This is a genomic window from Thalassospira sp. B30-1 (assembly GCF_015767575.1).
In the GTDB taxonomy this organism is placed as follows: domain Bacteria; phylum Pseudomonadota; class Alphaproteobacteria; order Rhodospirillales; family Thalassospiraceae; genus Thalassospira; species Thalassospira xiamenensis.
The window spans coordinates 3,746,569-3,772,189 of sequence record NZ_CP065232.1; the positions used below are offsets into that span (position 1 = coordinate 3,746,569).

A 25,621-nucleotide genomic window follows, 5' to 3' on the forward strand; every position below is an offset into this window, starting at 1 on the left:
CCGTCATCCTTCGGCACCGCTGACACAAGGTGGCGGCGCCGTTTCGCGACCATATCCGATCAGCACTTTAAAAAGGGTTCCCATCTGATCGGCATCGATCAGGCGTGCCAAGGCCGCATCAATCGATTTTGCCTGCACATCATCGGCACCTTCTTTCAAAAGTTCGGCACGCTGTTCAATACCCAGCATCCGAAGGAACGTGCCCTGCGTCAGGACCGCACCGATCCGCGCATCCGCTTCCAGCATTGCCCGCCCGATGGCGGCAAAATCAACATGCGCGGTCAGGTCCGCATCACCGGGCTGCTCCAGAACCGGATGATATTTATGGTCCTTAAGCGCCTGCAAGGTATCACCAAACGCACTGTGGGGATGGCCGTAATCAATGAATAAAGCCGCGCCGCCAACCGCGTTCAGGCGGCGCGCGACCTGATCTGCAATCGCAATCGCCGCCGGGCAGCTTTCAAAAATATCGCCGGGCTTTGCCGTGCCACGCAATGTGGCTGGCACCAGCGCATCCGTCACCGGCGTTTCCGCCCCGCGCACGAACCCAAGTTCACCCGTATTGGCATCCACCCCAACCAGCCGTTCGCACCAGCCATGGCTTGCGCGTTCAAACTGACGGATCGGCAGGGCATCGAAAAACTCGTTGCCGATCACAATCATCGGCGCATTGCCACTGACCGGAATATCGTCAAATGCCTCGTGCCACGTTGCTGGAATGCCATAGGGCATGATCGCGGTTTGCTGATGGGTTCTAAGGACCGGACTGGTTTCAACAAACCGCACGGTTAACGCATCGGAAAGCCCCGGCACATTGCGCACCGCACGCAGGGCATCGGCCATCAGCGTCCCGCGCCCTGGTCCCAGCTCCACCAGATTGATCTTGCGCGGGCTTCCCATCTGCTGCCATGTCACCGCCGCCCAAAGCCCGATCAATTCGCCAAACATCTGGCTGATTTCAGGCGCGGTGATGAAATCACCCTTGCGCCCGAACGGGTCCTGTTTGCGGTAATAGCCATACTCGGGATGGGCGAGCGCGTCACTCATGAAATCGGCAATCGTGATCGGCCCGCCAAGGGCGATGCGCCGTTTCAGATGATCAAGCAGCGGGTTTTCGGAAGTCTCGGTCACGCCTTCTGTCCGTCTTTTGGCTGGTCTTCTTTTGGAAGCTTGCGCGTTTCAATCGGATCGGATTTCATCGCAAACACTATGCAGCCAATACCGGCCAGAACCATCGGGATCGAAAGCAACTGCCCCATGGTTGCCCCGAATGTCAGGAAGCCAAGCTGCGCATCGGGCTGGCGGAAAAATTCCACGATGATGCGCGAAATGCCATAACCGGCAACGAATGTTCCGCCAAGAATACCCGGCCGATGGCGGACATAGGCACTGCGCGACAGGGCAAACAGCACGATAAACAGGATCAGACCTTCAAGCGCAGCTTCGTAAAGCTGGCTTGGGTGGCGCGGTTCCGGCCCGCCATTTGGAAACACCATGCCAATCGGGGAATCGGTCACACGGCCAAACAGCTCGCCATTGATGAAATTGGCGATCCGCCCGAAAAACAGCCCGATCGGCGTTGCCACCGCCGCCGCATCCAGTACCGCCAGAATCGAAATGCCGCGTTTGCGCGCAAACAGGATGATCGCCACGATCACGCCCATGAACCCGCCATGGAACGCCATGCCACCCTGCCATACTTTCAGGATATTGGCCGGGTTCGCCATGTAATATTCCAGATTGTAAAACAGGATATATCCCGTACGCCCGCCAAGAATGACGCCAAGCGTCGCCCAGAACAGCAAATCATCAATGTCGCGTTTGCTCATGATGTTGGGCGTCTTGGCACAGTAATAAACCACATACCGCCAGCCAAGCAGCAACCCGGCAATATAGGCAAGGGCATACCAGCGGATTGCAATCGGACCGATAGAGATCGCGATCGGATCAATCGCCGGAAAGGCAAGGCTTAGCATCAGGGGAAACTCCGTGACGTATGTTTGTTAATTTACCGACTGGTCGCAAACGATCAGGGCAGGAACATGGCAAGACGCCCTGCCCGGCATCGGATCAACGGAACGGGTCCTCGGTCGCGAGGTAATCCTGAATATATTGCCGCACCCCTTCTTCAAGCGGGGTCATGTTCGCACCGTATCCGCACGCACGCAGTTTGGCCATATTGGCCTCGGTGAAATACTGGTATTTGTCGCGAATGCTTTCAGGTGTTGGCACATACTGAATATCGGGTTCCTTGCCAATCGCACTGAATACCGAAAGCGCCAGATCCTTGAAACTGCGTGCCTTGCCGGTGCCGACGTTAAACAGGTCGCTAACCTGCGGGTTGTCGTAAAGCCACATGATGATATCGACAACATCCCCGACCCAGACAAAATCGCGAAGCTGCCCGCCATCCTCGTAGTCGGGATGATGCGATTTGAAAAGGGTTGCGGTTTCACCCGCCGAAAGCTTGTCAAACATCTGCGACACGACCGATCGCATGCCGCCCTTGTGATATTCGTTCGGGCCATAGACGTTAAAGAATTTAAGCCCGGCCCACTGTTTCGGACGGAAACCGTTCTGATCAAGGATGGTTCTGAACCGGCGGTCGGTTGCATGTTTTGACCAGCCATAAGCATTCAGCGGTGCCAGTTTTGCCAGATCACCCTGATCAAAACTGTCGTTAAAGCCCTGCTTGCCATCGCCATAGGTCGCCGCCGAGGATGCATAGATCAACCGCGATGAATGGCGCGCACACCATTCCCAAAGCCAGGTGGTCAGTTTGAAATTGTTCTGCACGATCTTGTCGGCATCGCGTTCGGTGGTGGCCGAAATCGCGCCCATGTGAAAAATCGCCTTGATATCGTTATGCGCGTCCAGAAACGCAGGCAGATCATCGGGATGAACGATATCGCGCAGGTTACGTTTTGCGATGTTTTTCCATTTGATCCCGTCGCGCAGACGGTCAACGACCACAATGTCGTTTTCACCGCGTTCTTCAAGGGCGGCCACGATATTGGACCCGATAAATCCGGCACCACCGGTTACGATCAGCATTGCATTCTCCTCGCGGCACATTGGCCTTGTGCGCCAGCCCTTGCTGCGACCCTGTCGGGCCTTTGGGGCAATCAATTATGAAAACTGACAACTTTATAGGCCCCGCCCCGATCCGGGGCAAGGAAAGCCGTTTGTTTTTCCTTTACAGGTGCCTGATTGACGATCAACTTGCCTTGCGCTGTGCAAAGCCCATATTATGCGCATGTTTTGCGGATATGCCGTAACACACAGATACCGCCAAAAGCCGGAGACAAAGATGCAGATCAATAACCGTATTCTTGACGACCTGACCCGTGTCACCAATTCCGCCCTCGGAACCATGACCGGTGTCAAAGGCGAGATCGATGCACTTGTCCGCCAGCAGTTTGAAAAAATCCTGGCGGGGATGGACATGGTCACCCGTGAAGAATTCGATGTCATTCACGATGTCGCCATCCGCGCGGCTGAACGCATCGACGGCCTCGAAGCCAGGATTGCAGAACTCGAAGATCGTCTGGCAAAAGCTGAAAAACCGGCCACCAAACGCACCAGCAGCAAACCGGCAGCAAAAAAAGACGCATAACCGGGAAATCATCCCCACATACAGGCAAGGAACGCCGTTCATCGCAGGGCCGCGGAAAGGTCGGCCAGGGACAGCGGATTGCCGATCATTTGAAATTCATTTCCGTCACGCGTCGCGGGGCGGTTGAAACGCGGCGGGCACCGGCATATAGTGCGCGCCCTTTCGCATATGCAGAGACTGGCAAATTTATATGAACGACCACCTGGAAGATATCGGCGACCTCGGTGACGAAAATCCGTTGCTGCTTGTTGAAGATATCGCCCGCACCAATGACTGGCACGTGGAACGTCGCAGCGACGATGAAGTCGTTGTCGAAATCCCGGCGCACTGGTGCACGTATCTGGTCTATTTCACCTGGCGCGAAGATGCCGAAGCGCTTCACATTGCCTGCTGCTATGACCTGTTCGTTCCCGAGCCGCTGCGCCCGCGCATCTACGAATTGCTGGCAAAATGCAATGAACAGCTTTGGCTCGGCCATTTCGGATTGTGGCTGGATGAAAACATGCCGCTGTTCCGCCATACGCTTCTGTTTGGCGGCGATGTCCCGCCGATGGTCGAACAGTTCGAAGAACTGATTGATATCGCCATCTCCGAATGCGAACGCTTTTTCCCGGCTTTCAACTTTGTGCTGGGTCAGGGCAAAACCCCGGACGAGGCATTGACCCATTCTATGCTGGAACCTGTCGGCCAGGCATAGGCGGCGCGTTACCACCAGACGCATTTTCAATGGGGTCGGACCGTGTGCCGACCCTTTCTGTTTGCGGGCGCTGAAAAATTTTCTCCACCACACGCGAATGGTCATCACGATATAAATCCCGGTCGAGAGGCTTGAACAATACCCCGGACGATACAAAATCCCGCGCGGATTGGTGTTGTCAGAAAAACACCCCGCAGCGTGATATCTGAGGGCAAACTGTTGTGAATTTCCTCACGCCCCTTGCCCCTGTCACCGACTTGACCCACCTTCAGAACATCGCTACGGCATTGCATTGCGATTGCTGATCCACACATATTCGGCAGTCAGGGATGGAAAAATCGGAGCAGATTTCATGAATACGCGTCTATTGCTGGTCGGCTGTGGCAAAATGGGCAGTGCCATGCTGGAAGGCTGGCTGGCCAAAGGGCTTAAATCGGATAATGTCTATATTATCGAACAGGCCGAAGCCGCCGAGAAACTCTCAACCCGCTATGGCGTGCACGGCATTACCGATATCACCGAAGTCCCGCAGGATTTCATCCCGCAAGTCGTGCTGTTTGCCGTCAAGCCACAGGTCCTGCCCGATGTGATCGAAGATTACAAACCGCTGGTCCGGGCTGAAACGGTTTTCCTGTCGGTTGCCGCAGGAAAAACCATCGGCTTTTTTGCAGGACACCTTGGCGAAACCGCACGCATTGTGCGCGCCATGCCCAATACCCCGGCTGCCGTATCGCGTGGCATGACCGTGATGTGCCCGACCGATAATGTCAGTCAGGCGCAGCGCGATATGTGCGAAACGCTTTTGGCCACGGTTGGCATGGTATCGTGGGTAAGCGATGAAAGCCTGATGGATGCTGTCACCGCCCTTTCGGGCAGTGGGCCGGCCTATATCTTCCATCTGGTCGAAGCCATGGCACAGGCGGGCGAATCCGCGGGACTACCAGCCGATCAGGCAATGATGCTCGCCCGCCAGACGGTTGTCGGCGCCGGTTTCCTGCTTGACGCCAGCGAAGAAACCGCGGCGACCCTGCGCGAAAATGTTACCAGCCCCGGTGGCACGACGGCGGCAGCACTTTCGGTACTGATGGATACCCAGAACGGCCTGCCCGACCTGATGACCCGCGCGGTTGAAGCCGCCCGGAAACGTTCCGTCGAACTGGCGGGCTAAGCACAAACCGATCAAGGAGACGATCATGCCGGCAAAGAAAGATCCGCAAACCACACTGATCGATGCAGCCATGGAACTGGCCGCATCAGGGCGCTGGCATGACGTCACCATGATCGATATTGCGCAGGCTGCCAATGTCGACATTGGCGTGGCTTTTGATCACTTCAGAAGCAAGGCCGATATCCTGCGCCAATTCGTGCGCCGGATTGACCGGATTGTTCTTGCCGATCTTGATCCCGCCGATTTCGATGAACCGGGGCATGATCGCCTGATCGCCGTGATGATGGCGCGGTTCGATGCACTGATGCCCTATCGCCCCGCCCTTCGGTCGATCATCGCCAGTGGCGGCGACCTTGGCCCGGCTGATACAATGCGCGCGATCAAAACCCATTTCGGTTCGATGCGCTGGATGCTTGATGCCAGCGGCTTCACCACCGGCGGCCTGCATGGCAGCCTGCGTGTGGCCGGGATGGGCACGATTTATGCCCGGTGCTTCAGACAATGGCTTGAGGATGAAACCGCCGACTTCGGTCCGACAATGGCCGCCCTTGATCGCGCACTATCGCGCGGCAGCGAATGGGATAAACGGATCGGTACCGGTATTTCCCGCCTAAGCCGGACTTGCGGAAAAATTCAAAAAAAATGTGACCGGTTTGCCCAAAAATGTCGCCGAACCGATCACACAGAACAGACGTCGCCGACGACTGAAAATAACAGCACGGCATCCTAAGTATCTGATCTGAAACAGGGCAATCACAACATAACCCAAGGTTATTTCATCAAACAAAAACCAAACCATGAAGTTTTTGTGCGCTGCAAAATAAACCTTGACGAAAACGGTTCATTCCTTCATATTGCAGTTGAATTTGTGCGGCGCACAATAGCGCCTCATTCCACATCTGTTGCAAATTGCTGATGGAGCGCACACCATGACTGCCGCTAAAAAGGCTACCAACCCGTTCTTCGATCTCGACTTCACCAAATACACTGCAGATTTCAAAATGCCGGGTGTCGACGTGAACGAGATGATGGCGTTTCAGCGTAAAAACGTTGAAGCCCTGACCAAAGCCAACAAGGTTGCCTTCGATGGTTTCCAGGCTGTTGCTCAGCGTCAGAGCGAAATTTTCAAAACGCTGCTGGATAAAGTTCAGACCCAGGGCAAAGATTTCGCTGCTACTCCTGCTGACAACCCGATGGCCGCTGCTGCAAAGCAGACCGAAGCTGCGAAAGCCGCTTACGAAGAAGCCCTCGCCAATGCCAAGGAACTGTCCGGTCTGGTAAGCAAGTCTCAGGAAGAAGCTCTTGCTCTTCTGCAGAGCCGCTTTACCGAATCCCTGGACGAATTCAAGTCCGCGATCGAAAAGACCGCCACTGCGAAATAATCTAGCTGATAACTTCCCGTTATCAACTTCCGGCAGAGCCTTCTGGCTCTGCCGTTTTTATTTGTGCTTTTGCCCAAACTCCTGATCTGGTCAAACGCATCGATAAACCCTTAACGGCAAACCGTGCCCCCGCTAATCTGGCTCAAATTCAACGGAGAAAGATTTATGAGCGAGATCAGTTTTGAAGATTTCCTGAAGGTGGATATCCGCATTGGCACGGTTATCGATGCACAGGAATTCCCCGAAGCCCGCCGCCCGGCTTTAAAGCTCTGGGTGGATTTCGGCCCTGAAATCGGCACCCGCAAAACATCAGCCCAGATCACCAAATATTACACGCCCGAAAGCCTGATCGGCCGCCAGGTCGCCGGTGTGGTCAATTTCCCCAAAAAACAGGTTGGTCCTTTCATGTCCGAATTCCTCTGCCTCGGCTTCCCCGATGGCGAGGACGACAAAGGCATCGTCCTGATCGCACCGGAACGCAACATCCCCAATGGCGGACGCCTGTTCTAGGATGCTTTCCCCACCGCCAATCCGGCACAAAAAAGGGCGTGGCCTTAATCCGGCCACGCCCTCTTCCCCACCTATATTTCTGTTTTCTTAACGCGCCAGAACCATTGCTGCTTCCCGCGTCCGTCCAACCGTCCCGGCTACACTGATTGCCGACGACTTGATCTGATCGATTGTGGATGCGAAACTTTCGACTGAGCTCGCCATGCTTTGCATGTTGCCAGAAACCTCTTGGGTCACAGCACTCTGTTCTTCGACTGCCGAAGAAATTGTCGTGACATTGTTCAGAACGGTTTCAACATCGCTGCGGATGGAGCCAAGCACCCCGACAACTTCACTCGCAATGGTTTGAATTCCCCCGATCTCGCCGGAAATCTGCTCGGTTGCCCGCGCGGCCTGATTGGCAAGATTTTTGACCTCGGTCGCAACAACCGCAAAACCTTTTCCAGCTTCACCGGCGCGTGCAGATTCGATTGTTGCATTCAGCGCAAGCAGGTTGATCTGGCTGGCAATATTCTGGATCACCTCGACGATATTGCCCATTGCCGCAACAACCTCGTTCATTTTGTCGGTTGATTGACCAGCCAGAACCGTTTTTTCAAATACCTGATCGGTGGACATTCTGGCTTCAGACATGCTGCGTGAAATTTCTGCGATTGACGCGGCCAGCTGCTCGGAACCGGCGGCGACGGCCTGTACATTTGCCGACGTTTCGCTGGAAACCGTCGCAGCAAAGATTGACTTTTCATCCAACTGGTGAAGGCTGAGATCAATATCGGAAAAGTTGTTATCGATCATAGACTTCAGATCGATCAGCAAATTGACCTGCTCGGTCACATCGGTTGCAAACTTGACGACCTTGTAGGGCACCCCATTTGGATCAAAGATCGGGTTATAGGATGCCTCAATCCACACCACGCGACCACCCTTGGCAATACGTTTGAACTGTTGCGATGTGAAATTGCCCGCACGCAGGCTTTTCCAGAAATCCGCATAGTCTGCGCTATTTGCATATTCCGGCTCGACAAACATCTTGTGATGTTTGCCCTGAATTTCAGACAACTCATACCCCATTACAGACAGGAAATTGTCGTTCGCGTCCCGGATTGTACCTTCCAGATCAAACTCAATCACCGCCTGACTGCGACCAATTGCGTTTACCTTGCCATCAAGTTCTGCAAGTTTCTCCTGACGTGCGGTAATATCGGACGCAAACTTGACGATTTTTGCAACTTTGCCGCGGGCATCAAAGACCGGGTTGTAGGTAGCCTCGATCCAGACCTGTTTTCCGCTTTTGGTGATACGCGGAAATGCCTCGCTTTTGAATTCACCCGCCGCCAGATCCTTCCAGAACAAATCATATTCCGGTGTCATGCGCATTTCAGCAGGCACGAAAATACGATGATGTTTACCAACGATTTCGGAAAGATCGTAACCAACGACGTTCAGAAAATTCTCATTGGCACGAGTGATCGTACCATCGGTCTTGAATTCGATCACGGCCAGTGATTTCTCCAGCGCAACCAGAGTTTCGGAAGCCAGACCGTTCTTTTTCGACGAAAGGAAGCTCAACACAGACATCATACACCTCTTGAAAATCAGAGTGCCAGAGCGTCAAAGCTGTTTCCGCGATCTGGCTGGGAACTGCCAAGAAGATAATACAGGTGTATAGGCCGCCATATCCCCATATGGGGAGTGTTAAACGATAAATAGTATTCCCAGAAAACTAAAATTTATCAGCACCTTAACGGATACAAACAAAAAAGCGCACCCGAAAGTGCGCCTTTGATTAAGCAATTTCTTTCGCTGAAACGTATTACTTCTCGACGAATGCCTTCTCGATCACGAAATGACCCGGCTCGTTCATATTGCCTTCCTTGCCGCCCCAATCGATCAGCATCTGGCGGGTTTCAGCAATCATTTCCGGGTTGCCGCACAGCATGAAGCGATCATCTTCAAGGGTCGGCTTGGGCAGGCCAAGATCATCGTAAAGTTTGCCAGACGTCATCAGGTCGGTGATGCGGCCCTGATGTTTGAATTCCTCGCGGGTGACGGTCGGATAGTACAGAAGCTTTTTGGTCACTTCCTCGCCAAAGAATTCATTGTTGGGCAGTTCGCTATGGATGAATTCCTGATAGGCCAGTTCGCGAACCTCGCGGCAACCATGAACAAGAATGACCTTGTCGTAGCGCTCGTAGGTTTCATAGTCGCGAATAACGCTCATGAACGGGGCCAGACCGGTGCCGGTCGACAGCAGCCAGAGGTTTTTGCCCGGCAGCAGGTTGTCATGGATCAGGGTGCCGGTCGGCTTGCGCCCGACCAGGATCTTGTCACCTACCTTGATATGCTGCAAACGTGATGTCAGCGGACCGTTTGGCACTTTGATCGAAAAGAATTCAAGCTCTTCGTCATAATTGGCACTCACCATCGAATAAGCGCGCAAAAGCGGCTTGCCTTCGACTTCGAGTCCAATCATGGCAAACTGACCGTTGATGAACCGGAACCCCGGATCACGGGTGGTTTTGAATGTGAAGAGGGTGTCGGTCCAGTGATGGACGTAAGTGACTGTTTCTTCGTTTAAATTGCTGGCCATAACGCTGCATCAATCCGTTTCGTCTAAAGCTTTCTACTGGACCGTGGCGGGAACGACGGACACACTTTCCCAGCACCATATCCATGCCAAGTTGACGCGATTTAACATCAACCAAACGTATATCGCAAGAAAACATTCATCATTTGTGTATTTTTATGTAAGACAACATATAAATATACAAATTAAGTGTAGAATATTGTCTGACAATAGTGCACGATAATCGCATCAGGTCTATATCGCAAACGCGAACTGCCCCATAGATAGGCTACGATGCGCCGCACGGCAATGATCCATCGCAATCCGGTGAAAAATGACAGAAACCGCCGCATTACCCAACGATAGTCTGACCGTTCAGCAGGTTTCAGGTGCCATCACCAATGCAGTGCGCGACGGGCGCTTGGTACCGGGTCAACGTCTGACGGAAATCGATTTTGCCAAACGCCTTGGCGTCAGCCGTCCATCCGTTCGCGAAGCCTTTCGTCAATTGACCGCAGACGGGCTACTGCACAGCCAACCCTATCGCGGGGTCAGCGTGCGCCACATGACACGACGCGAAGTCGATGATCTGTTTGTCGTGCGGGGTGCGCTTGAAGGCCTTGCCGTGCGGCTGGCAACCCCGACACTTCAAAACGATGCGTCGAAATTGCTTGCCATCCAGGCCGAGCTGGACACTGCCGAAACCCGTAACGACCTTGCCGCCATGTCGCGCCACAACCTTGCCTTCCATATGCTGTTTGCCGATGTCACCGGCAACGCGCTTTTATGTGAACAGTTGCGACGGATTTCCAACAGTGTTTATTGGCTGCAATTCCGCGTTCTGGTCGCTGATGACAAGGTCCTGCAAACCAATACCCGGCATCGTGACATTGTTGACGCAGTTCGCAGCGGGGATGCCGCCAAAGCCGAGGCTATCATGATTGATCATGTCGATCATTCGCGCCAATTGGTTCAATCGCTGCCTGACAATCATTTCGCCGAAAGCCCGGCAGACTGACGGCTATTCCCCCTGCCAACCCGGTCCCTTGCCGGATGTGCGACCGCATAGAACCCCACCTCACGGCACATCTCCGAACCAGATTGCCAGTCTATCCCGGGTCCTTCATCAACTCCTTTATCGGCGCTGGACATGAAACTTGCATCCCCGAATTCCCTCGATTACGATTGTCTGACAATTTAAACAAACAAATATTAGAGAGCACCATGACAAACCGCCCCACCCCGACCACCGAATTTTTACCGATCCCGTTGCCCGATTATCAGGAACGACCGATTGACGAGATGCGCCTTGGTGCGCAGGCATTTTATGATGAAATCCGTACGCGCCACACGGTACGCGAATTTTCGGATCGGCCGGTGCCACGCGACATCATCGAAACATGCATTCGTGCGGCGGGTACGGCCCCCAATGGGGCCAATCATCAGCCATGGCATTTTTCGGTTATCGGCGATCCGGCGATGAAAAAGAAAATCCGCACCGCCGCCGAGGAAGAAGAACGCGCATTTTATGCCGGCCGCGCTGGCGAAGAATGGATCGAAGCTCTTCGCCCCTTGGGCACGGATGACAGCAAACCGTTTCTGGAAATCGCACCATGGCTGATTTGCATTTTCGGCGAACGTAAAAGTGCGTCGGCTGACGGGAAGTTGCGCAAAAACTATTACGTGCCGGAATCCGTTTCCATCGCAACCGGCTTTCTGATCGCGGCCCTGCATCGTGCGGGGCTTGCGACACTGACACATACGCCAAACCCGATGAGCTTCCTGACCGAAATCTGCCAACGCCCGGACCACAACAAGCCCTATATCCTGCTGGTCACCGGATATCCGGCAGCGGATGCGACGATCCCGAAACATGCGACGGAGAAAAAAGACCTTTCGGAAATCGCGACTTTCTTCTGAAACACATCAACCCCAAAACAAGAAGCCCCGCGGCACGGCGGGGCTTGGGGTTTTCTATTTAACATTCCAAAGACGCTTAATGCCCGATCGGCAGAACAAGACGGACGCGAAGCCCGCCGCCCGGCGCATCTTCAAGGTAGACATCACCGCCATGGCCACGCGCTGAATCACGCGCAATTGTCATGCCAAGACCGACACCACCCGTCGCCTGATTACGCGATTCCTCAAGACGATAGAACGGCTTGAAAACGTCTTCGCGCTTGTCAGCCGGAATACCCGGACCATCATCGTCAAAGACAATTTCATAATCCTGCCCGCGACGTCCCGCGCGAACCGACAGATTATTGGCATACCGCCCGGCATTGGACATGATATTGGCAAGACAACGCCGCACGGATTGCGGACGCAGTTCCATTTCCAGACTATCGGCGATGTGCAGATCAATCTGCTGGCCATCGCGCAGTGCTTCCCCAACCTGATCGGTAATCAGCTTGCCAATATCGGTTGGCTCGGCCTTTTCGCCTTCTTCGCCGCGCGCAAACGCCAGATAGGCATCGACCATACGTTCCATGTCGACAACATCCTGCTTAAGCGCATCAACACCGGGCAACGAACCCTGCATCGCCAGTTCCAGCTTCATGCGCGTCAGCGGCGTGCGAAGATCATGCGACACCCCGGCCAGCAAGGCGGTCCGTTGTGATAGATGACGTGCGATACGGTCGCGCATCGAAATGAAGGAAGATGCAGCCAATCGCACCTCGGCCGCACCTTCGGGTTTGAAGGTGTCGACCTCCACACCGCGACCAAACTGATCGGCGGCCTTGGCAAGACGACGGATCGGACGGACCTGATTGCGCATGAACATCACGGCAACGCCATACAGGATCAGGGCGGAACCCGCGATCCACATAAAGAAGATATAAGTGGTAGACGAATAAAGACGCTTTCGCGGGGCAATGATGGAAAGGACTCCGTCCTTCAACTGTACCCGAATTTCAAGCTGGCGGTCATCGACATCAAGATCAAAGAAGAATGGGCGCTCCAGACGCTCATCCAACGCGGTGAACAGTTCCTGCGACACCAGCCCGAAAGGCGGTTGGGTAATCTGCTGCTCAAGGATTTCATCGGGTTCAAACAGGATATCAAGCTGCAAACGCGTGCGTGCGGAATGCTGCAGCCACTCAAAATGCTCCGCATCCGGATATTCGCCAAGATAATCAATGACGAAAACAACATCACCGGCAAGACCACGGCTTAGCTGGCGCGCGACCGTATCCCAATGCCGTTCGAAAAAGATCAGCACGGTGACGATCTGCAACAGCAGCATCGGCGTCATCAGGATCAGAAGCGACCGGCCTAAAAGACCTTTCGGCATAAGTGACTTGATCCATCCTGCGTTTTCGCTGCCCAAAACCCTTAATCCCTATCCGTCACTGGCCAGTCGGCGGTTCGGCCAATCTGTGTTAATCAACATACAGGACATAGCCCCGTCCGCGTACCGTCTGCAAGTATCTTGGTTGTTTCGGGTCTTCCTCGAACTTGCGCCGAAGGCGCGTCACCTGCACATCAATGCTGCGCGATGCGCCGGGATCAACGGCATTTCCGCCCATCATCTGGTGAAGGTCTTCACGCGTTGTTGTTTCACCGCGCCTGCGGACAAGAGCGGCCAGAAGCGCCTGCTCGGCACTTGTCAGATAGATATGCTCCGATCCGCGCTGCAACGTCATCCGACTGAGGTCAAAGGTGAAGTTGCCAAACTGCGACATGGTGGATTTGTCATCGCGCGCGTTCTCATCTGACGGCGCTGGTACTTGGGCATAGCGACGCAAAATGGCTTCGATCCGAAGGACAAGCTCACGGGGCTCGAACGGTTTGGCAAGGTAATCATCCGCCCCCGCCTCAAGCCCGGAAATGCGGTCTTCGGTTTCCGAAAGTGCTGTCAGCAGAAGGATCGGCACCTTCGTCCCCTCGCCGCGTAAGCTACGCGCAAGGTCAACCCCCTTCTCTCCGGGCATCAGAACATCCAGCACCAGAAGATCAAACTGCATGCCGGCAAGGCTGGATCGCGCTTCAGCAGCATTTCGCGCGGCCGAAACCACAAAGCCGTTTTCGCCCAGATAACGGGTCAGCAAATCCCGCAGACGGTCATCGTCATCGACCACAAGAATGTGCGGCTGATCGTGACGGCTCATACACGGCTCTCCTGAAACCTGAACATCTGAAACGCTTTATCCTATGCGAGTTAGGCAAAAAAAAGTTTCAAAATTGTATCTGTCCAAAAGACACCGGATCAGGTCAGCATCCTGATCCGGTGATTATCGCGATAAAAAATTTTAACGAAACATCGCTAACTCGCCCGCCGGCGCATACCGGGCGGGTTGTCATCGGTGAAACGGGCCCGGTCGGGTTCTTCGAGCATGCCCAGCATCACCTTGCGAAAACCCTCAACCGCTTCGGCCCCGGCTTCGCGATAGGCGGCCGCGATCAGGCTGCGCTGATTTTCGGTCAGTTCACGTTCCAGCGCTTCGCCCTTTTCCGTCAGGGTCAAAAGCCGCTGGCGACGATCCTGCACACCGGTTTTCTGATCGATGAAGCCTTCGCGCACCAGTTGGCCCAAAACACGCGACAGGGACTGCTTGGTAATTTTAAGAATCGACAGAAGCTCGCTTACCGTAATGCCGGGGTTGCGGCTGACGAAATAAATGACCCGGTGGTGGGCGCGACCAAAATTATATTGCTCAAGTATCTGATCTGCCACTGCCGTGAAATCGCGATAGGCATAGAACAGCAGTTCAATACCTTGCCTAAGCTCTTCTTCCCGCAGAAAAAGCGGGTTTACCTTGCGTGTTGAGATATCAGCCATGCTTTTCCGTTATGTCAGTTATATTGACATATTAATCGATGAATGTTACTCCGGCCAGACAATTAAGGACATAAAGTTACGTCCAAGTGCCCTTTTGAATTGGAATCTGGCAAATGATCACTCCGACCTTCGACAACCGTGATGGTTTTATCTGGTATAATGGCGAACTTAAACCCTGGCGTGAAAGCACCCTCCATGTGCTGAGCCATGCGGTCCATTATGGCAGTGCTGTCTTCGAAGGGGAACGGGCTTATAACGGCAAAGTGTTCAAACTTGCCGAACATGGCCAGCGTCTGATCAAATCGGGTGAGATTCTCGATATGAAAGTGCCTTACAGCGCGGCCGAACTTGATGATGCGGTCATTGAAACGCTTGCGGCCAACAATATCACCGATGGCTATATCCGTCGTATAGCATGGCGCGGCAGTGAAATGATGGGCGTTTCAGCCCAGACCACGCGCATCAATGTCGCGATTGCCACATGGGAATGGCCCAGCTATTTCAAACCGGAAGAACGCCTGAAAGGCATCCGTCTGGCGCTTTCGAAATGGGCCCGTCCGGCCCCGAATACCGCGCCGACTTCGGCCAAGGCAGCCGGTCTTTACATGATCTGCACCCTGTCGAAACATGAAGCGGAACGCAACGGTTTTGCCGATGCGCTGATGCTTGACTACCGCGGTCAGATTGCCGAGGCGACCGGGGCGAACGTGTTCTTTGTCAAGGACGGCAAAATCCATACCCCGACCCCGGATTGCTTCCTGGATGGTATTACGCGCCGCACCGTGATCGGGCTTGCCAAAGCGCGCGGTTTCGAGGTGATTGAACGGGCGATCATGCCCGAAGAAATGGCGGGATTCGAGGAATGCTTCCTGACCGGGACGGCAGCCGAAGTGACCCCGGTGGCCTCCATCGCCGATTACACCTTCACCCCGGCCCATGTCTGCAAGACGCTGATGGAAGACTATATGGCGCTGGTGCGCGGTGAAAAAGAAGCTGTTGCCGCCGAGTAGTAAAATTCAATAATCAGCCCGATTATTCACTTTTAATGAAAAATAGCCCGGCATCCGTTTGCCGGGCTATTTTTTGATCCAGGGACAAAACGCATCATGACGACGCCATTTTCACAAAAGTCTGATGATATACAAAACGGCAATCATACCCTGCTGTATCAGACCCATTCCCCATTTGCGCGCAAGGCACTGGTCTTTGCCCTTGAATGCGGATTGGGCAACCGGATCGAGGTCATCCATCAGGAAACCAGCCCGACCAATCGCAATGACCGGGTTTTTAGAGCCAATCCGCTGGGCAAGGTCCCGGTTCTGATCCTGCCAGATGGCATGGCCCTGTTTGATTCGGACGTGATCTGCGAATATCTTGATAGCCTGCATACCAGTCGGAAGCTGATCCCGGTGGCGGGCACGGAACGCTGGCAGGTGCTGCGTTTGCAGGCATTGGCGCAGGGTATCTGTGATGCCGGTGTGGCTTATCGCTGGGAAACCAATCGTCGCCCGGAAAACCTGCGGTATCCGCCGCTGGCCGAGGGACAGAAAACCAAGCTGATCGAAGCATTTGACTATCTGGAAAACGAACTTGATCCCCAAGCGCCGCTCAATGGAGGTCAAATCGCGCTTGCGACCGGGCTTGACTGGATCGCGTTTCGCGAACTGGCCGATTTCAGAACCGGTCGCCCGAGGCTGAACCAATGGTATGAGGATTTCTGCGCCCGTCCATCAATGGTGCAAACCGGCTATAGCGGTCAAACCCATGACCAAGGTCAGCCGTCTCCTTAAGCCGGATCATCCCCAAGGCGGTTCTGGTATATCGCAGATATCTATTCCCCACGCGGGAAACGTTGACTCTCTTCCAGCTGATTGAGGTCCATGTGATTGCGCATATAGCGTTCAGATGCCTTTTGCAGGGGCTGGTAATCCCAGGGGAAATAGGCGCCGTTGCGAAGCGATTGATAAACGATCCAGCGCCGGGCCTGACTTTCGCGAACCGCACTGTCAAATGCCGCCATGTCCCAACGCGCATCGCGCTGCTTGCGAAACGCATCAATCTGCCGGGCATATGCCGGATCGGGGGCCAGATTGCGCAATTCGTCCGGATCGGTTTCAAGATCGAAAAGCTGTTCGGGATCGAGTTCGCAATGAACATATTTCCAGCGCCCGTCGCGAATGCAGACCAGCGGGGCGTTTGATCCCTCGGCGGCGTATTCCATCAGGACGGGTTCGCTGCGCCGGGTGCCGGAAAAGCCGGGCACGAGGCTGATTCCATCGGTCCAGGGCATAACATCGTCAAGCGAGATACCGGCCAGTTCGGCAAGGGTCGGCGTGACATCAAGGGTCGATACCGGATCGGTGTAGCTGCCCGGTTTGATGTTCGGCCCCGCCATCATCAAGGGCACACGTGCCGAACCTTCGAAGAAGCTCATTTTAAACCACAGGCCGCGATCACCCAGCATATCACCATGATCGGACAGGAACAGAATGATGGTGTTATCCACCTGCAGGGTGCGTTCGAGCACATCGATGATGTCGCCGATCTTGTCATCAATATAGGAAATATTGGCGAAATAGGCGCGGCGCGACCGGCGGATATTGTCATCGGTAATGTCAAAGGCGGTATGGTCGCACGCCGCCATCAGGCGTTTTGAATGGGCATCCTGTTCATCAAACGGGATCGCCGCCACGGAGGGTTCCAGCGCCGGGCAGTCTTCGTAAAGGTCCCAGAATTTTCTGCGCGCGACGTAAGGATCATGGGGATGGGTGAAGCTGACGGTCAGGCACCATGGGCGGTCATCCTTGCCCCGGGCCAGGTCATACAGCTTGTGGGTGGCGTGATAGGCGACCTCGTCATCATATTCCATCTGGTTGGAAATCTCGCCCACGCCGGCCCCGGTGACAGAACCCAGATTGTGATACCACCAGTCGATGCGTTCGCCCGGCTTGCGATAATCGGGCGTCCAGCCGAAATCGGCGGGATAAATATCGGTGGTCAGACGTTCTTCGAAGCCATGCAACTGATCGGGGCCGACAAAATGCATCTTGCCCGACAGGCAGGTGTGATATCCCGCGCGGCGCAGATGATGGGCGTAGGTCGGAATGTCGGAACAGAATTCGGCGGCGTTGTCATAGACCCGGGTGCGACTGGGCAATTGTCCGGCCATGAAGGATGCCCGCCCCGGCGCACACAGCGGAGATGCGGTATAGCAATTGCGAAACCGCGCAGACCGGGCCGCAAGGGCGGAAAGATGCGGGGTATGGAGGAATTCAGCCGGGCCATCGGGGAAAAGCGTTCCGTTTAGCTGGTCGGCCATCACGATAAGGATATTCGGGCGTTTCATTTAATGTACTGCTTTTTAACGGGTATCACGCGGAAAAAGACGGACAGCACCAGCCAGAACGATCCGACACCGCAAGGAACTGCGTGATGGCAGGGAAGTGGTGCGTCATTCTGGCGAAGCTCCGCTTATTCTTTTTGATGCTGATCTGATATGCTCCATTAAATTCACAAATCGATCCATGGCGAAAGCCGGTGTTTTTTAATTGCTATTATAAAGATTCTTTATGGCCCAGCGACATCTTGACCTTGGATGGCTTCGGACTTTTGACGCGGTTGGCCGACTGGGCAGCCTGACACGGGCCGCACAGGAACTTGGCCTGACACAGCCCGCCGTGACCTATCAGATCCGGCGGGTGGAGGAGCAGCTTGGCCTGTCGCTTTTCCACCGATCACAGGGCGGCAGCCGGTTAACCGAAGCGGGCGAGGTTCTGTTTCGGGCGGTGCGGGCAAGTGTGGAACGCATCGATGACGCGGCACAGGAAACGTTGCGCAAGGCGCGCGATCCGGCGATCCGGATTTTTACCGATTATGGTTTTGCTGCCTTCTGGCTGATGCCGCGCGTGGCGGATTTCCGTCGCCTGCATCCCAAGGCCGAAGTCCATATCGTGGCGTCGCAAAGTCTTGAGGACGAACTGGAACGTGATACCGATGCGGCGATGGTGTTCGGCGCCAGGGGCGATTTTCCGCCAAGCGCAAAGCTTCTGATTCCCGAACGCGTCGTGCCGGTCTCCGCACCCGGTTTCCTTGAACGATATGGCCCGTTCGACGATCCGGCACAATTTGCCAATGTGCCGTTGCTGCATCTTGAAACTACGGAAAAGGCCCGCTGGCTGACATGGGCGACGTGGCTGGTGGCACACGGGGTTGCCCGCGAACCCGAACAGGGCGATCTGGGCCTGAACACATACGGTTTTGTCATTCAGGCAGCCCTTGCCGAACAGGGACTGGCACTGGGCTGGATCGGGCTTGTCGATCATCATCTGGCGCAGGGCAGCCTGATACAGGTAGGCCCCGAAATCAGCCGCCATGATCGGGGATACTGGCTGGTGCCAAGCCCGTCGGCCCACGGCACAACCGCCGCCCTTCTGGATTGGCTGATCAACGAGACCTGAGGCGCTGACATGCCGATTGAAAAGCGCCCCTTAAAACTAATACTTTTGGATAGTTTTTTACTTTTTCCTGCGGTAAAACAGAAAACACATAAGAATAAATGTGAATGAGGAACGTCATGCGGATCATGCAATCTGTGATGACAATCGCCGCGTCGTTCATGCTTCTCGCCACCAGCGCCAGTACGGCGCCCTTGAAGCAGGACCAGATTATCCGGCTTCCGGTAAGGCAGGCGGATATTGAGGGCGTTGAAGCATGCATTCGCAGCCCATCAGATGATTGCCGAAAATGCCGGGAAAGCAATCAATCGAACCTTTCGCTGATGAATTATACCCTGCTGCACGAAGCCCTGCATGCGGGCGGCATCAAGGCCGAGGTCGAACCCGTCATATCCCCCAATTCCGAGCGCAGCCGGAAAATGATTGCATCGGGGATGGCCGATATCAAAACAGACTGGGCCTTCAACATTTCCGGAAATGACGATTTCCTTAAAACTGATCCGCTTTTAAGAGCAGGCGAGATCGAGAAAGGCCTTTATGCACCGCGCGGATTTATGGAGGGCAAAGCCGATAACGCCCTGCCAGATATTCACACACTCCGGGCGGTGGGCATCCGCAACTGGCGGCTGGACTGGCAGGTTCTTGAAAGTCTGCCACTGGCAAGCCTGACCAATGCGGCGACAGTCAAACAAATGTTTTCGATCATCAATGCTGGTCGTGCCGATTTCACGTTGCTTGAATTTTCATCCCGGCCGGATATGGGACGGGAAGTCGACGGCATATGGCTTTACCCAATTCCCGGCATAAAGGTATCCCTGCCCGAAACGCAGCATTTCATGGTTTCGCGAAAACTGAAAGATGCCGACAAGGTGATCGAAGCCCTGAACCGCGGCATCAAGACATTGCGCGACAATGGTTTTATAAGGCTTTGCCTGATGAATAATGGCGTCATCCATCCCGAAGTCGAGGACTGGCACACATTGAACGCAACGGCAGAAACAGCCGATAGGGATCATTCGACCGTTTCATCGCAGTGACAGCCCCCGCCCTCTGGCTTATGGCCAGTTGGCCTCGGGCGGCAAGGACATCAGGATCGCCTCGGTATTGCCGCCGGTCATCAGACCAAAGCGCGTGCCGCGATCATGGAGCAGGTTGAATTCGACGTAGCGTCCGCGCTTGATCAATTGGGCGCGGCGTTCATCGTCGGTCCAGGATTTGTTGTAATGGCGTTTGACCAGTTCGGGATAGATGTCGCGAAAGGCGCGGCCGACATCCTGTGTGAAGGCAAAATCCGCATCCCAGTCAGCATCGAGATAATCATAGAAAATCCCACCCACCCCGCGCGGTTCGTTCCGGTGCGGCAGGAAGAAATATTCATCGCACCATTTTTTGAACCGGTCGTAATAATCATCGCCATGCGCGTCACAGGCCGCCTTCAGCGCGCCGTGAAAATCCGCCGTGTCGGCATCCTGCGGGAATACCGGGGTCAGGTCAGCCCCACCGCCGAACCATGCCTTGGTGGTCACGATATGGCGGGTATTCATATGAACCGCCGGGACATGCGGTGAACAGGGATGGGCCACCAGTGAAATGCCCGCCGCCCAGAAATTCGGATTTTCGGCAGCACCGGGGATTTCAGCGCGGAATTTTTCGGAAAATTCGCCATAAACGGTCGAGATATTGACCCCGACCTTTTCAAACACGCGGCCCTTCATGACCGACATTTCGCCGCCGCCCTGATCTTCGCCATTCTGATCTTTGCCACGTTCCCAGCTTTTGCGTTCAAACCGCCCGGCCGGTTGATCGGCGAGCGGTCCGATATAGCTGTCTTCGAGCGCCTCGAAACTGGCACAGATTTCGTCGCGCAACTGGCGGAACCAGTTCCGCGCCGTTTCCTTGTGCTCTTCGATCTTTTGGGCGATCAGATCGTTATCAGTACTGGTCATCAGGCCTTCTCCGGGAAGCTGCTGGTTTGGCGCAGGGCTTCGCCCACTGTCATTGCCGTAGCCATCGCGACGTTAAGCGACCGCATTCCGGGTTTAAGCGGAATAACGACGCGGGCATCGACATAATCATGCACCTGATCGGGCACCCCACTGCTTTCGGAGCCCAGCATCAGAATATCATCGGGTCGATAGTCAAAATCGCAATAAGGCACCGCCCCCTTGGTCGTCAGCAATACCAGACGCCCGGGAACGGTTCCATCATTACGCGCCTGCACAAAGCCGCGCCAATCGGCATGGCGTGTATAATCCGCCGCCCCCAGATAATCCATCCCCGCACGCTTTAGCGCCGCCGAGGTCAGAAGAAAACCGCAGGGTTCGATAATGTCGACGGGAACCCCGAGACATGCCGCCATGCGCAGGATGGTACCGGTGTTTTGTGGAATGTCGGGTTCGAACAGACAGATTCTCATAAGGCTTTATAGACTCGCAACATTTTCGATCTGAAATCCGGGCGCAAAACCTTACAAAATTACGCCGATATATCGCCATTAGACTTATTTGGAATAAGACGAGACAAGGATATAACCACTTGGTTGTGAATACGCCAGTCTGTTAGAAAACGCTACGTTCGCTTCGATTGTGCACCGCAAAACCAAATAGGCAAATCGAATGCGAACAATTTGCAACTCCAAGTTCCCCTTAACAAACCCCCTTTTTGTTAGTATACGAACCCGGTTTCAGGCCTGAAGGCTTTGGGGCAAAAGCATTGTTTGATTTCCATCAATGGAAATTAAAGGTCTTTGCCCTAAGTGTGCAGTTGGGCATTCCGCATGCCTGTTTTGGGGGCAGAAAGAGGAATACATTATGTCGCAAACGGTGCAATCATCCGGGGACCACACTCCGGACGAGAACCGCAGGGATTTTCTGACCCTGGCGACCACGGCAGTCGGTGTTGTTGGCACCGGCATGGCGCTGTGGCCGTTCGTGGACAGCATGAACCCGTCCAAGGACGTTCTTGCGCTGGCCTCGGTCGAAGTTAACCTGTCAAATATTCCGGTCGGTCAGGCCGTCAAGGTCATGTGGCGCGGTAAACCCGTATTCATCCGCCACCGTACCGAACGTGAAATCAATGAAGCCGAAGAGGTTTCCTTGAACGAGCTGGTCGATCCGCAATCCGATGAAGCCCGTGTCCAGAAAAAGGAATGGCTGATCGTGGTCGGTGTCTGCACCCATCTGGGCTGCATTCCGATGGGCACGGCAACCGGTGAGACACGCGGTGATTATGACGGATGGTATTGTCCGTGCCACGGGTCGCACTACGACACGTCCGGTCGTATCCGCAAAGGTCCGGCACCGCTGAACCTTGTCGTGCCGACCTACACCTTCCTCACCGACACGTCGGTTCAGATCGGCTAAGGAGCAGGTAGATGAGTGCACCCGTTTGGAATAACAAGGTAGTGAAATGGGTCGATGACCGTCTTCCGGTCTTCTCCATGTTGCATCACTCCGCTTATGAATATCCGACCCCGAAGAACCTGTCCTATATGTGGAACTTCGGTTCTTTGGCCGGTTTTGTTCTGGTGACGATGATTCTCTCCGGGATTTTCCTGGTGATGAATTACACCCCGCATGCCGATATGGCGTTCTGGTCGGTCGAGCGCATCATGCGTGATGTGAACTATGGCTGGCTGATCCGCTATATCCACATGAACGGCGCATCGATGTTCTTCATCTGCGTCTATATCCATATTTTCCGTGGCCTGTATTACGGGTCTTACAAAGCACCGCGTGAAATGCTGTGGTGGATCGGTATCCTGATCCTTCTGGCGATGATGGCAACCGCGTTCATGGGCTATGTCCTGCCGTGGGGCCAGATGTCATTCTGGGGGGCGACGGTTATTACCAACCTGTTCTCGGCCTTCCCAATCATTGGCGATCCGCTGGTGACATGGCTTTGGGGCGGTTTCTCGGTTGATAACCCGACGCTCAACCGGTTCTTCTCGCTGCATTACCTGATGCCGTTCGTGATCCTTGGTCTTGTGGTCCTGCATGTCTGGGCCCTGCACACCGTACGGTCGAACAACCCGACCGGCGTTGAAATCAAGACACCGCAGGATGCAATCGCGTTCCACCCGTACTATACGATCAAGGATCTGTTCGGTATGGGCGTGTTCCTGATCTTCTTCCTGTTCTTCGTGTTCTTTGCGCCCGACTTCTTTGGCGAGCCGGATAACTATATCCCGGCGAACCCGCTGGTGACCCCGCCGCATATCGTGCCGGAATGGTACTTCCTGCCGTTCTATGCGATCCTGCGGTCCATCGACTTCACCATCTTCGGTATTCCGGCAAAGCTGCTTGGCGTGCTTGCGATGTTTGCATCCATCATCGTTCTGTTCGTCATTCCGTGGCTTGATACCTCGAAGGTGCGCAGCTCGAAGTTCCGCCCGGTTTACAAGTGGTTCTTCCTGATCCTGTTCATTGACTGCTTTATCCTTGGATATTGCGGCAAGAAGGCCCCGGATGACTACTTCTTGGGGATCGAAGGGCTTAAAGTGATCACCGTTGGCCAGCTGGCAACGCTTTACTACTTCGCGCATTTCCTTCTGGTCATGCCGATTGTCGGTAAACTGGAACGGCCCAAACCGCTTCCGGCCAGCATCAGCGAATCCGTACTCAAGGGAGGCGCAAATGCGTAAGTTTGCATTGACCGCCATTGCTGCGGCATTCGCACTGAGCGCCTTTGCCGGCACATCGGCAAAGGCCGCGGGCAACGCTCCGGTTCCGGAAGCACAGGAATGGAGCTGGCAGGGGCTTTTTGGCACCTATGACCGGGCGCAGATGCAGCGCGGTTTCCAGGTTTACAAAAACGTGTGTGCCGGTTGCCACAGTCTTCGTTTCATTGCCTTCCGTAACCTGGAAGGCATCGGGTTTAACGAAGACCAGATCAAGGCCATCGCGGCGGAATACGATATTGAAGACGGCCCGAACGATGATGGTGACATGTTCACCCGTCCGGGTATTGCGTCGGACTATTTCCCGTCACCTTTCCCGAACGACAAAGCTGCCGCTGCGTCGAACGGGGGTGCGATTCCGCCCGATCTGTCATTGATGACGAAGGCACGCCTGCATGGTCCGGATTATGTTTATGCCCTGCTGACCGGTTACGAGGAAGAAGCACCTGAAGGCTTCGACCTTGCGGAAGGCAAGTATTACAACCACTACTTCCCGGGTCATCAGATTTCGATGGCACCGCCGCTTTATGATGAAGCGGTCGAGTACACCGATGGCACCCCGATGACCATGGAACAGCACGCGCATGACGTGGTTGCGTTCCTGAACTGGACGGCACAGCCGGAACTTGAAGCCCGCAAATCAATGGGCATGAAAGTTCTGCTGTTCCTGATCGTTCTGACCGCGATGCTCTATGCGGTGAAACGCAAAATCTGGCGCGATATCGAACATTAAGCGTTCGCGATATCGTCAAAAATCAAAGGCCGTCGGGAAACCGGCGGCCTTATTTGTTGGCGCATCGCAAAGCGTCGTCGCACGGAACTGCCGCCTGTGATCAGGATTTGGGGTTGGCGGGCAGAGGTTCGGTACAAGGCAATGCGGTTTCGCACGCAATGTCAGCGTGATTTCCGCTGGAATGGTTGCCAGTCGAATGATTGCCGTCCGCCGGGCGCAGGGGCGGAACAGTCACAGGGATATGTACCAGCCTGCGTTTACGCGCCGGGGTGCCGGTGCTGGCGTAAAGCTGTTTTCCCGCTTCGACAATCGAAACCCCTGCAAACGCCTTGAACAGACGCGATCCGACATTTTCGAATGCCTGCGACCAGCGTAGCAGAAACCGGCTTTGGGTCGGGGGCAGGAAAAGGGCGCGGCTGTGCTGCACGGGCAGGAACATGTTTTCGCGCATCAGGTTCTGAAGCTGTGACACGCTATAGGGATGGCCAAAGCCAAAGGGCGTATTTTCCGACCAGGACCAGAGCGAGCTTCGGTTGGGTGTTACCACCACGATCCGGCCGTTGGGGGTCAATACCCGCCAGCATTCGCGCATCAGGCGGCGCATGGAATCGGAATGTTCGACCAGATGCACCAGCAGGATGCGGTCGACCGAGCTATCGGGCAGCGGCAGCATGGTTTCTTCGGTAAGGGCGACATGGTTGGGATCGCCCGCGGGCCACGGCACGCAGCCCTGCTGGCCGGGCATGAAAGCCAGCACGCGTTCCGCCTCGCCCATGAAGGGGCGCAGATAGGGCGTGGCATAACCAAAACCCAGCACGCGCATGCCGCGGACATCCGACCACATCACGCGCAAGCGGCGACGGATCAGGCGGCGAGCGGCCTGCCCGAGGCTTCCGGCATAAAAACGGTGAAGATCAACAACATCCTGACGCATGAAAACAGCCTAGAGCCTTTTCTGATTGGATTGAAGCGCAAAAACTTTGCTCGATGCGTGATTGTTTTAAGAAGCCGCAAGCTGATAGGCTTGGCGCATA

The 25,621-nt window shown here is 54.8% G+C and carries 27 protein-coding genes; 15 read left to right on the forward strand and 12 right to left on the reverse strand.

Going from position 1 to position 25,621, the window contains the following annotated elements; genetic code table 11:
- Positions 1–3 precede the first annotated feature (3 nt).
- The 3 genes from IT971_RS17585 to rfaD form a co-directional block, all read right to left on the reverse strand.
- Positions 4–1,131, reverse strand: a complete 1,128-nt coding sequence (locus tag IT971_RS17585) for a class I SAM-dependent methyltransferase (RefSeq protein ID WP_065701708.1) — start codon at positions 1,129–1,131, stop codon at positions 4–6.
- Complete coding sequence (gene lgt / locus IT971_RS17590) at positions 1,128–1,979, reverse strand: prolipoprotein diacylglyceryl transferase (protein ID WP_196871242.1); 852 nt, start codon at positions 1,977–1,979, stop codon at positions 1,128–1,130. Before lgt ends, IT971_RS17585 begins: the two co-directional genes overlap by 4 nt.
- A gap of 91 nt (positions 1,980–2,070) precedes the next feature.
- Entirely contained in the window at positions 2,071–3,054 is a 984-nt protein-coding gene (gene rfaD / locus IT971_RS17595) for an ADP-glyceromanno-heptose 6-epimerase (protein WP_065701710.1), read from the reverse strand.
- Positions 3,055–3,310: 256 nt separating this feature from the next.
- Here rfaD and IT971_RS17600 point away from each other — a divergent pair, with 256 nt between their 5' ends.
- The 6 genes from IT971_RS17600 to IT971_RS17625 all read left to right on the forward strand — a co-directional run bounded on the left by IT971_RS17600 (position 3,311) and on the right by IT971_RS17625 (position 7,373).
- Positions 3,311–3,616, forward strand: coding sequence for an accessory factor UbiK family protein (locus IT971_RS17600; protein ID WP_007090091.1), 306 nt, complete (start codon positions 3,311–3,313; stop codon positions 3,614–3,616).
- Positions 3,617–3,806: 190 nt separating this feature from the next.
- The gene (locus tag IT971_RS17605) at positions 3,807–4,313 is read left to right on the forward strand and encodes a YbjN domain-containing protein (RefSeq protein WP_007090092.1); all 507 of its coding nucleotides are present in this window, start codon (positions 3,807–3,809) and stop codon (positions 4,311–4,313) included.
- 352 nt (positions 4,314–4,665) lie between these two features.
- Positions 4,666–5,481 (forward strand): pyrroline-5-carboxylate reductase, encoded by an 816-nt coding sequence (gene proC / locus IT971_RS17610; protein WP_065701711.1) that lies wholly within the window; start codon positions 4,666–4,668, stop codon positions 5,479–5,481.
- A 25-nt stretch (positions 5,482–5,506) separates the two neighbouring features.
- Complete coding sequence (locus IT971_RS17615) at positions 5,507–6,211, forward strand: TetR/AcrR family transcriptional regulator (protein ID WP_065701712.1); 705 nt, start codon at positions 5,507–5,509, stop codon at positions 6,209–6,211.
- A 199-nt stretch (positions 6,212–6,410) separates the two neighbouring features.
- Positions 6,411–6,863 (forward strand): phasin family protein, encoded by a 453-nt coding sequence (locus tag IT971_RS17620; protein ID WP_007090095.1) that lies wholly within the window; start codon positions 6,411–6,413, stop codon positions 6,861–6,863.
- A 165-nt stretch (positions 6,864–7,028) separates the two neighbouring features.
- A complete protein-coding gene (locus IT971_RS17625) occupies positions 7,029–7,373 on the forward strand; it encodes a tRNA-binding protein (protein WP_007090096.1) in 345 nt (114 codons plus the stop codon).
- 87 nt (positions 7,374–7,460) lie between these two features.
- On the opposite strand, the gene IT971_RS17630 is transcribed toward IT971_RS17625, so the two are convergent.
- Positions 7,461–8,951 carry a PAS domain-containing methyl-accepting chemotaxis protein gene (locus IT971_RS17630; RefSeq protein WP_007090097.1) on the reverse strand — a complete coding sequence of 497 codons (1,491 nt, stop codon included), beginning with the start codon at positions 8,949–8,951 and terminating at the stop codon, positions 7,461–7,463.
- 235 nt (positions 8,952–9,186) lie between these two features.
- Positions 9,187–9,963, reverse strand: coding sequence for a ferredoxin--NADP reductase (locus tag IT971_RS17635; RefSeq protein WP_007090098.1), 777 nt, complete (start codon positions 9,961–9,963; stop codon positions 9,187–9,189).
- Positions 9,964–10,273: 310 nt separating this feature from the next.
- On the opposite strand from IT971_RS17635, the gene IT971_RS17640 reads away from it, so the two are divergent.
- On the forward strand, positions 10,274–10,957 hold the full coding sequence (locus tag IT971_RS17640) for a GntR family transcriptional regulator (RefSeq protein ID WP_065701713.1): 684 nt from the start codon (positions 10,274–10,276) through the stop codon (positions 10,955–10,957).
- A gap of 206 nt (positions 10,958–11,163) precedes the next feature.
- Complete coding sequence (locus IT971_RS17645; protein ID WP_065701714.1) at positions 11,164–11,859, forward strand: nitroreductase family protein; 696 nt, start codon at positions 11,164–11,166, stop codon at positions 11,857–11,859.
- 76 nt (positions 11,860–11,935) lie between these two features.
- Here the strand turns inward: IT971_RS17645 and IT971_RS17650 are convergent, their stop codons facing one another.
- The 3 genes from IT971_RS17650 to IT971_RS17660 form a co-directional block, all read right to left on the reverse strand.
- Positions 11,936–13,234, reverse strand: coding sequence for an ATP-binding protein (locus IT971_RS17650; RefSeq protein ID WP_065702132.1), 1,299 nt, complete (start codon positions 13,232–13,234; stop codon positions 11,936–11,938).
- 88 nt (positions 13,235–13,322) lie between these two features.
- The gene (locus tag IT971_RS17655; protein ID WP_196871087.1) at positions 13,323–14,051 is read right to left on the reverse strand and encodes a response regulator; all 729 of its coding nucleotides are present in this window, start codon (positions 14,049–14,051) and stop codon (positions 13,323–13,325) included.
- 155 nt (positions 14,052–14,206) lie between these two features.
- Positions 14,207–14,722 (reverse strand): MarR family winged helix-turn-helix transcriptional regulator, encoded by a 516-nt coding sequence (locus tag IT971_RS17660; protein ID WP_065701716.1) that lies wholly within the window; start codon positions 14,720–14,722, stop codon positions 14,207–14,209.
- 113 nt (positions 14,723–14,835) lie between these two features.
- Here IT971_RS17660 and IT971_RS17665 point away from each other — a divergent pair, with 113 nt between their 5' ends.
- Positions 14,836–15,732, forward strand: a complete 897-nt coding sequence (locus IT971_RS17665) for a branched-chain amino acid aminotransferase (RefSeq protein WP_065701717.1) — start codon at positions 14,836–14,838, stop codon at positions 15,730–15,732.
- 96 nt (positions 15,733–15,828) lie between these two features.
- Entirely contained in the window at positions 15,829–16,512 is a 684-nt protein-coding gene (locus IT971_RS17670; protein WP_065701718.1) for a glutathione S-transferase family protein, read from the forward strand.
- A gap of 41 nt (positions 16,513–16,553) precedes the next feature.
- Here IT971_RS17670 and betC read toward each other — a convergent pair whose 3' ends face one another.
- Positions 16,554–18,068, reverse strand: a complete 1,515-nt coding sequence (betC, locus tag IT971_RS17675) for a choline-sulfatase (protein ID WP_065701719.1) — start codon at positions 18,066–18,068, stop codon at positions 16,554–16,556.
- A 223-nt stretch (positions 18,069–18,291) separates the two neighbouring features.
- Between betC and IT971_RS17680 the strand changes: the two genes are divergently transcribed.
- Positions 18,292–19,179, forward strand: a complete 888-nt coding sequence (locus tag IT971_RS17680) for a LysR family transcriptional regulator (RefSeq protein WP_065701720.1) — start codon at positions 18,292–18,294, stop codon at positions 19,177–19,179.
- A 125-nt stretch (positions 19,180–19,304) separates the two neighbouring features.
- Positions 19,305–20,213, forward strand: coding sequence for a hypothetical protein (locus IT971_RS17685; protein WP_139192083.1), 909 nt, complete (start codon positions 19,305–19,307; stop codon positions 20,211–20,213).
- Positions 20,214–20,231: 18 nt separating this feature from the next.
- Here IT971_RS17685 and hemF read toward each other — a convergent pair whose 3' ends face one another.
- Entirely contained in the window at positions 20,232–21,122 is an 891-nt protein-coding gene (gene hemF, locus IT971_RS17690) for an oxygen-dependent coproporphyrinogen oxidase (protein WP_007090109.1), read from the reverse strand.
- Positions 21,122–21,592: a tRNA (cytidine(34)-2'-O)-methyltransferase gene (locus IT971_RS17695; RefSeq protein ID WP_065701722.1), complete on the reverse strand. Its 471-nt coding sequence runs from the start codon at positions 21,590–21,592 to the stop codon at positions 21,122–21,124. Before IT971_RS17695 ends, hemF begins: the two co-directional genes overlap by 1 nt.
- A 394-nt stretch (positions 21,593–21,986) precedes the next feature.
- On the opposite strand from IT971_RS17695, the gene petA reads away from it, so the two are divergent.
- Genes petA through IT971_RS17710 form a run of 3 tightly spaced genes read left to right on the forward strand, consistent with a single transcriptional unit; the run spans position 21,987 to position 24,587 of the window.
- Complete coding sequence (petA, locus tag IT971_RS17700) at positions 21,987–22,538, forward strand: ubiquinol-cytochrome c reductase iron-sulfur subunit (protein ID WP_007090111.1); 552 nt, start codon at positions 21,987–21,989, stop codon at positions 22,536–22,538.
- Between the two features lie 11 nt (positions 22,539–22,549).
- Positions 22,550–23,818: a cytochrome b N-terminal domain-containing protein gene (locus tag IT971_RS17705; protein ID WP_007090112.1), complete on the forward strand. Its 1,269-nt coding sequence runs from the start codon at positions 22,550–22,552 to the stop codon at positions 23,816–23,818.
- A complete protein-coding gene (locus tag IT971_RS17710; RefSeq protein ID WP_007090113.1) occupies positions 23,811–24,587 on the forward strand; it encodes a cytochrome c1 in 777 nt (258 codons plus the stop codon). The genes IT971_RS17705 and IT971_RS17710 overlap by 8 nt, the downstream gene beginning before the upstream one ends.
- A gap of 100 nt (positions 24,588–24,687) precedes the next feature.
- On the opposite strand, the gene IT971_RS17715 is transcribed toward IT971_RS17710, so the two are convergent.
- On the reverse strand, positions 24,688–25,521 hold the full coding sequence (locus IT971_RS17715; RefSeq protein WP_065701723.1) for a class I SAM-dependent methyltransferase: 834 nt from the start codon (positions 25,519–25,521) through the stop codon (positions 24,688–24,690).
- Between the last annotated feature and the right edge of the window lie 100 nt (positions 25,522–25,621).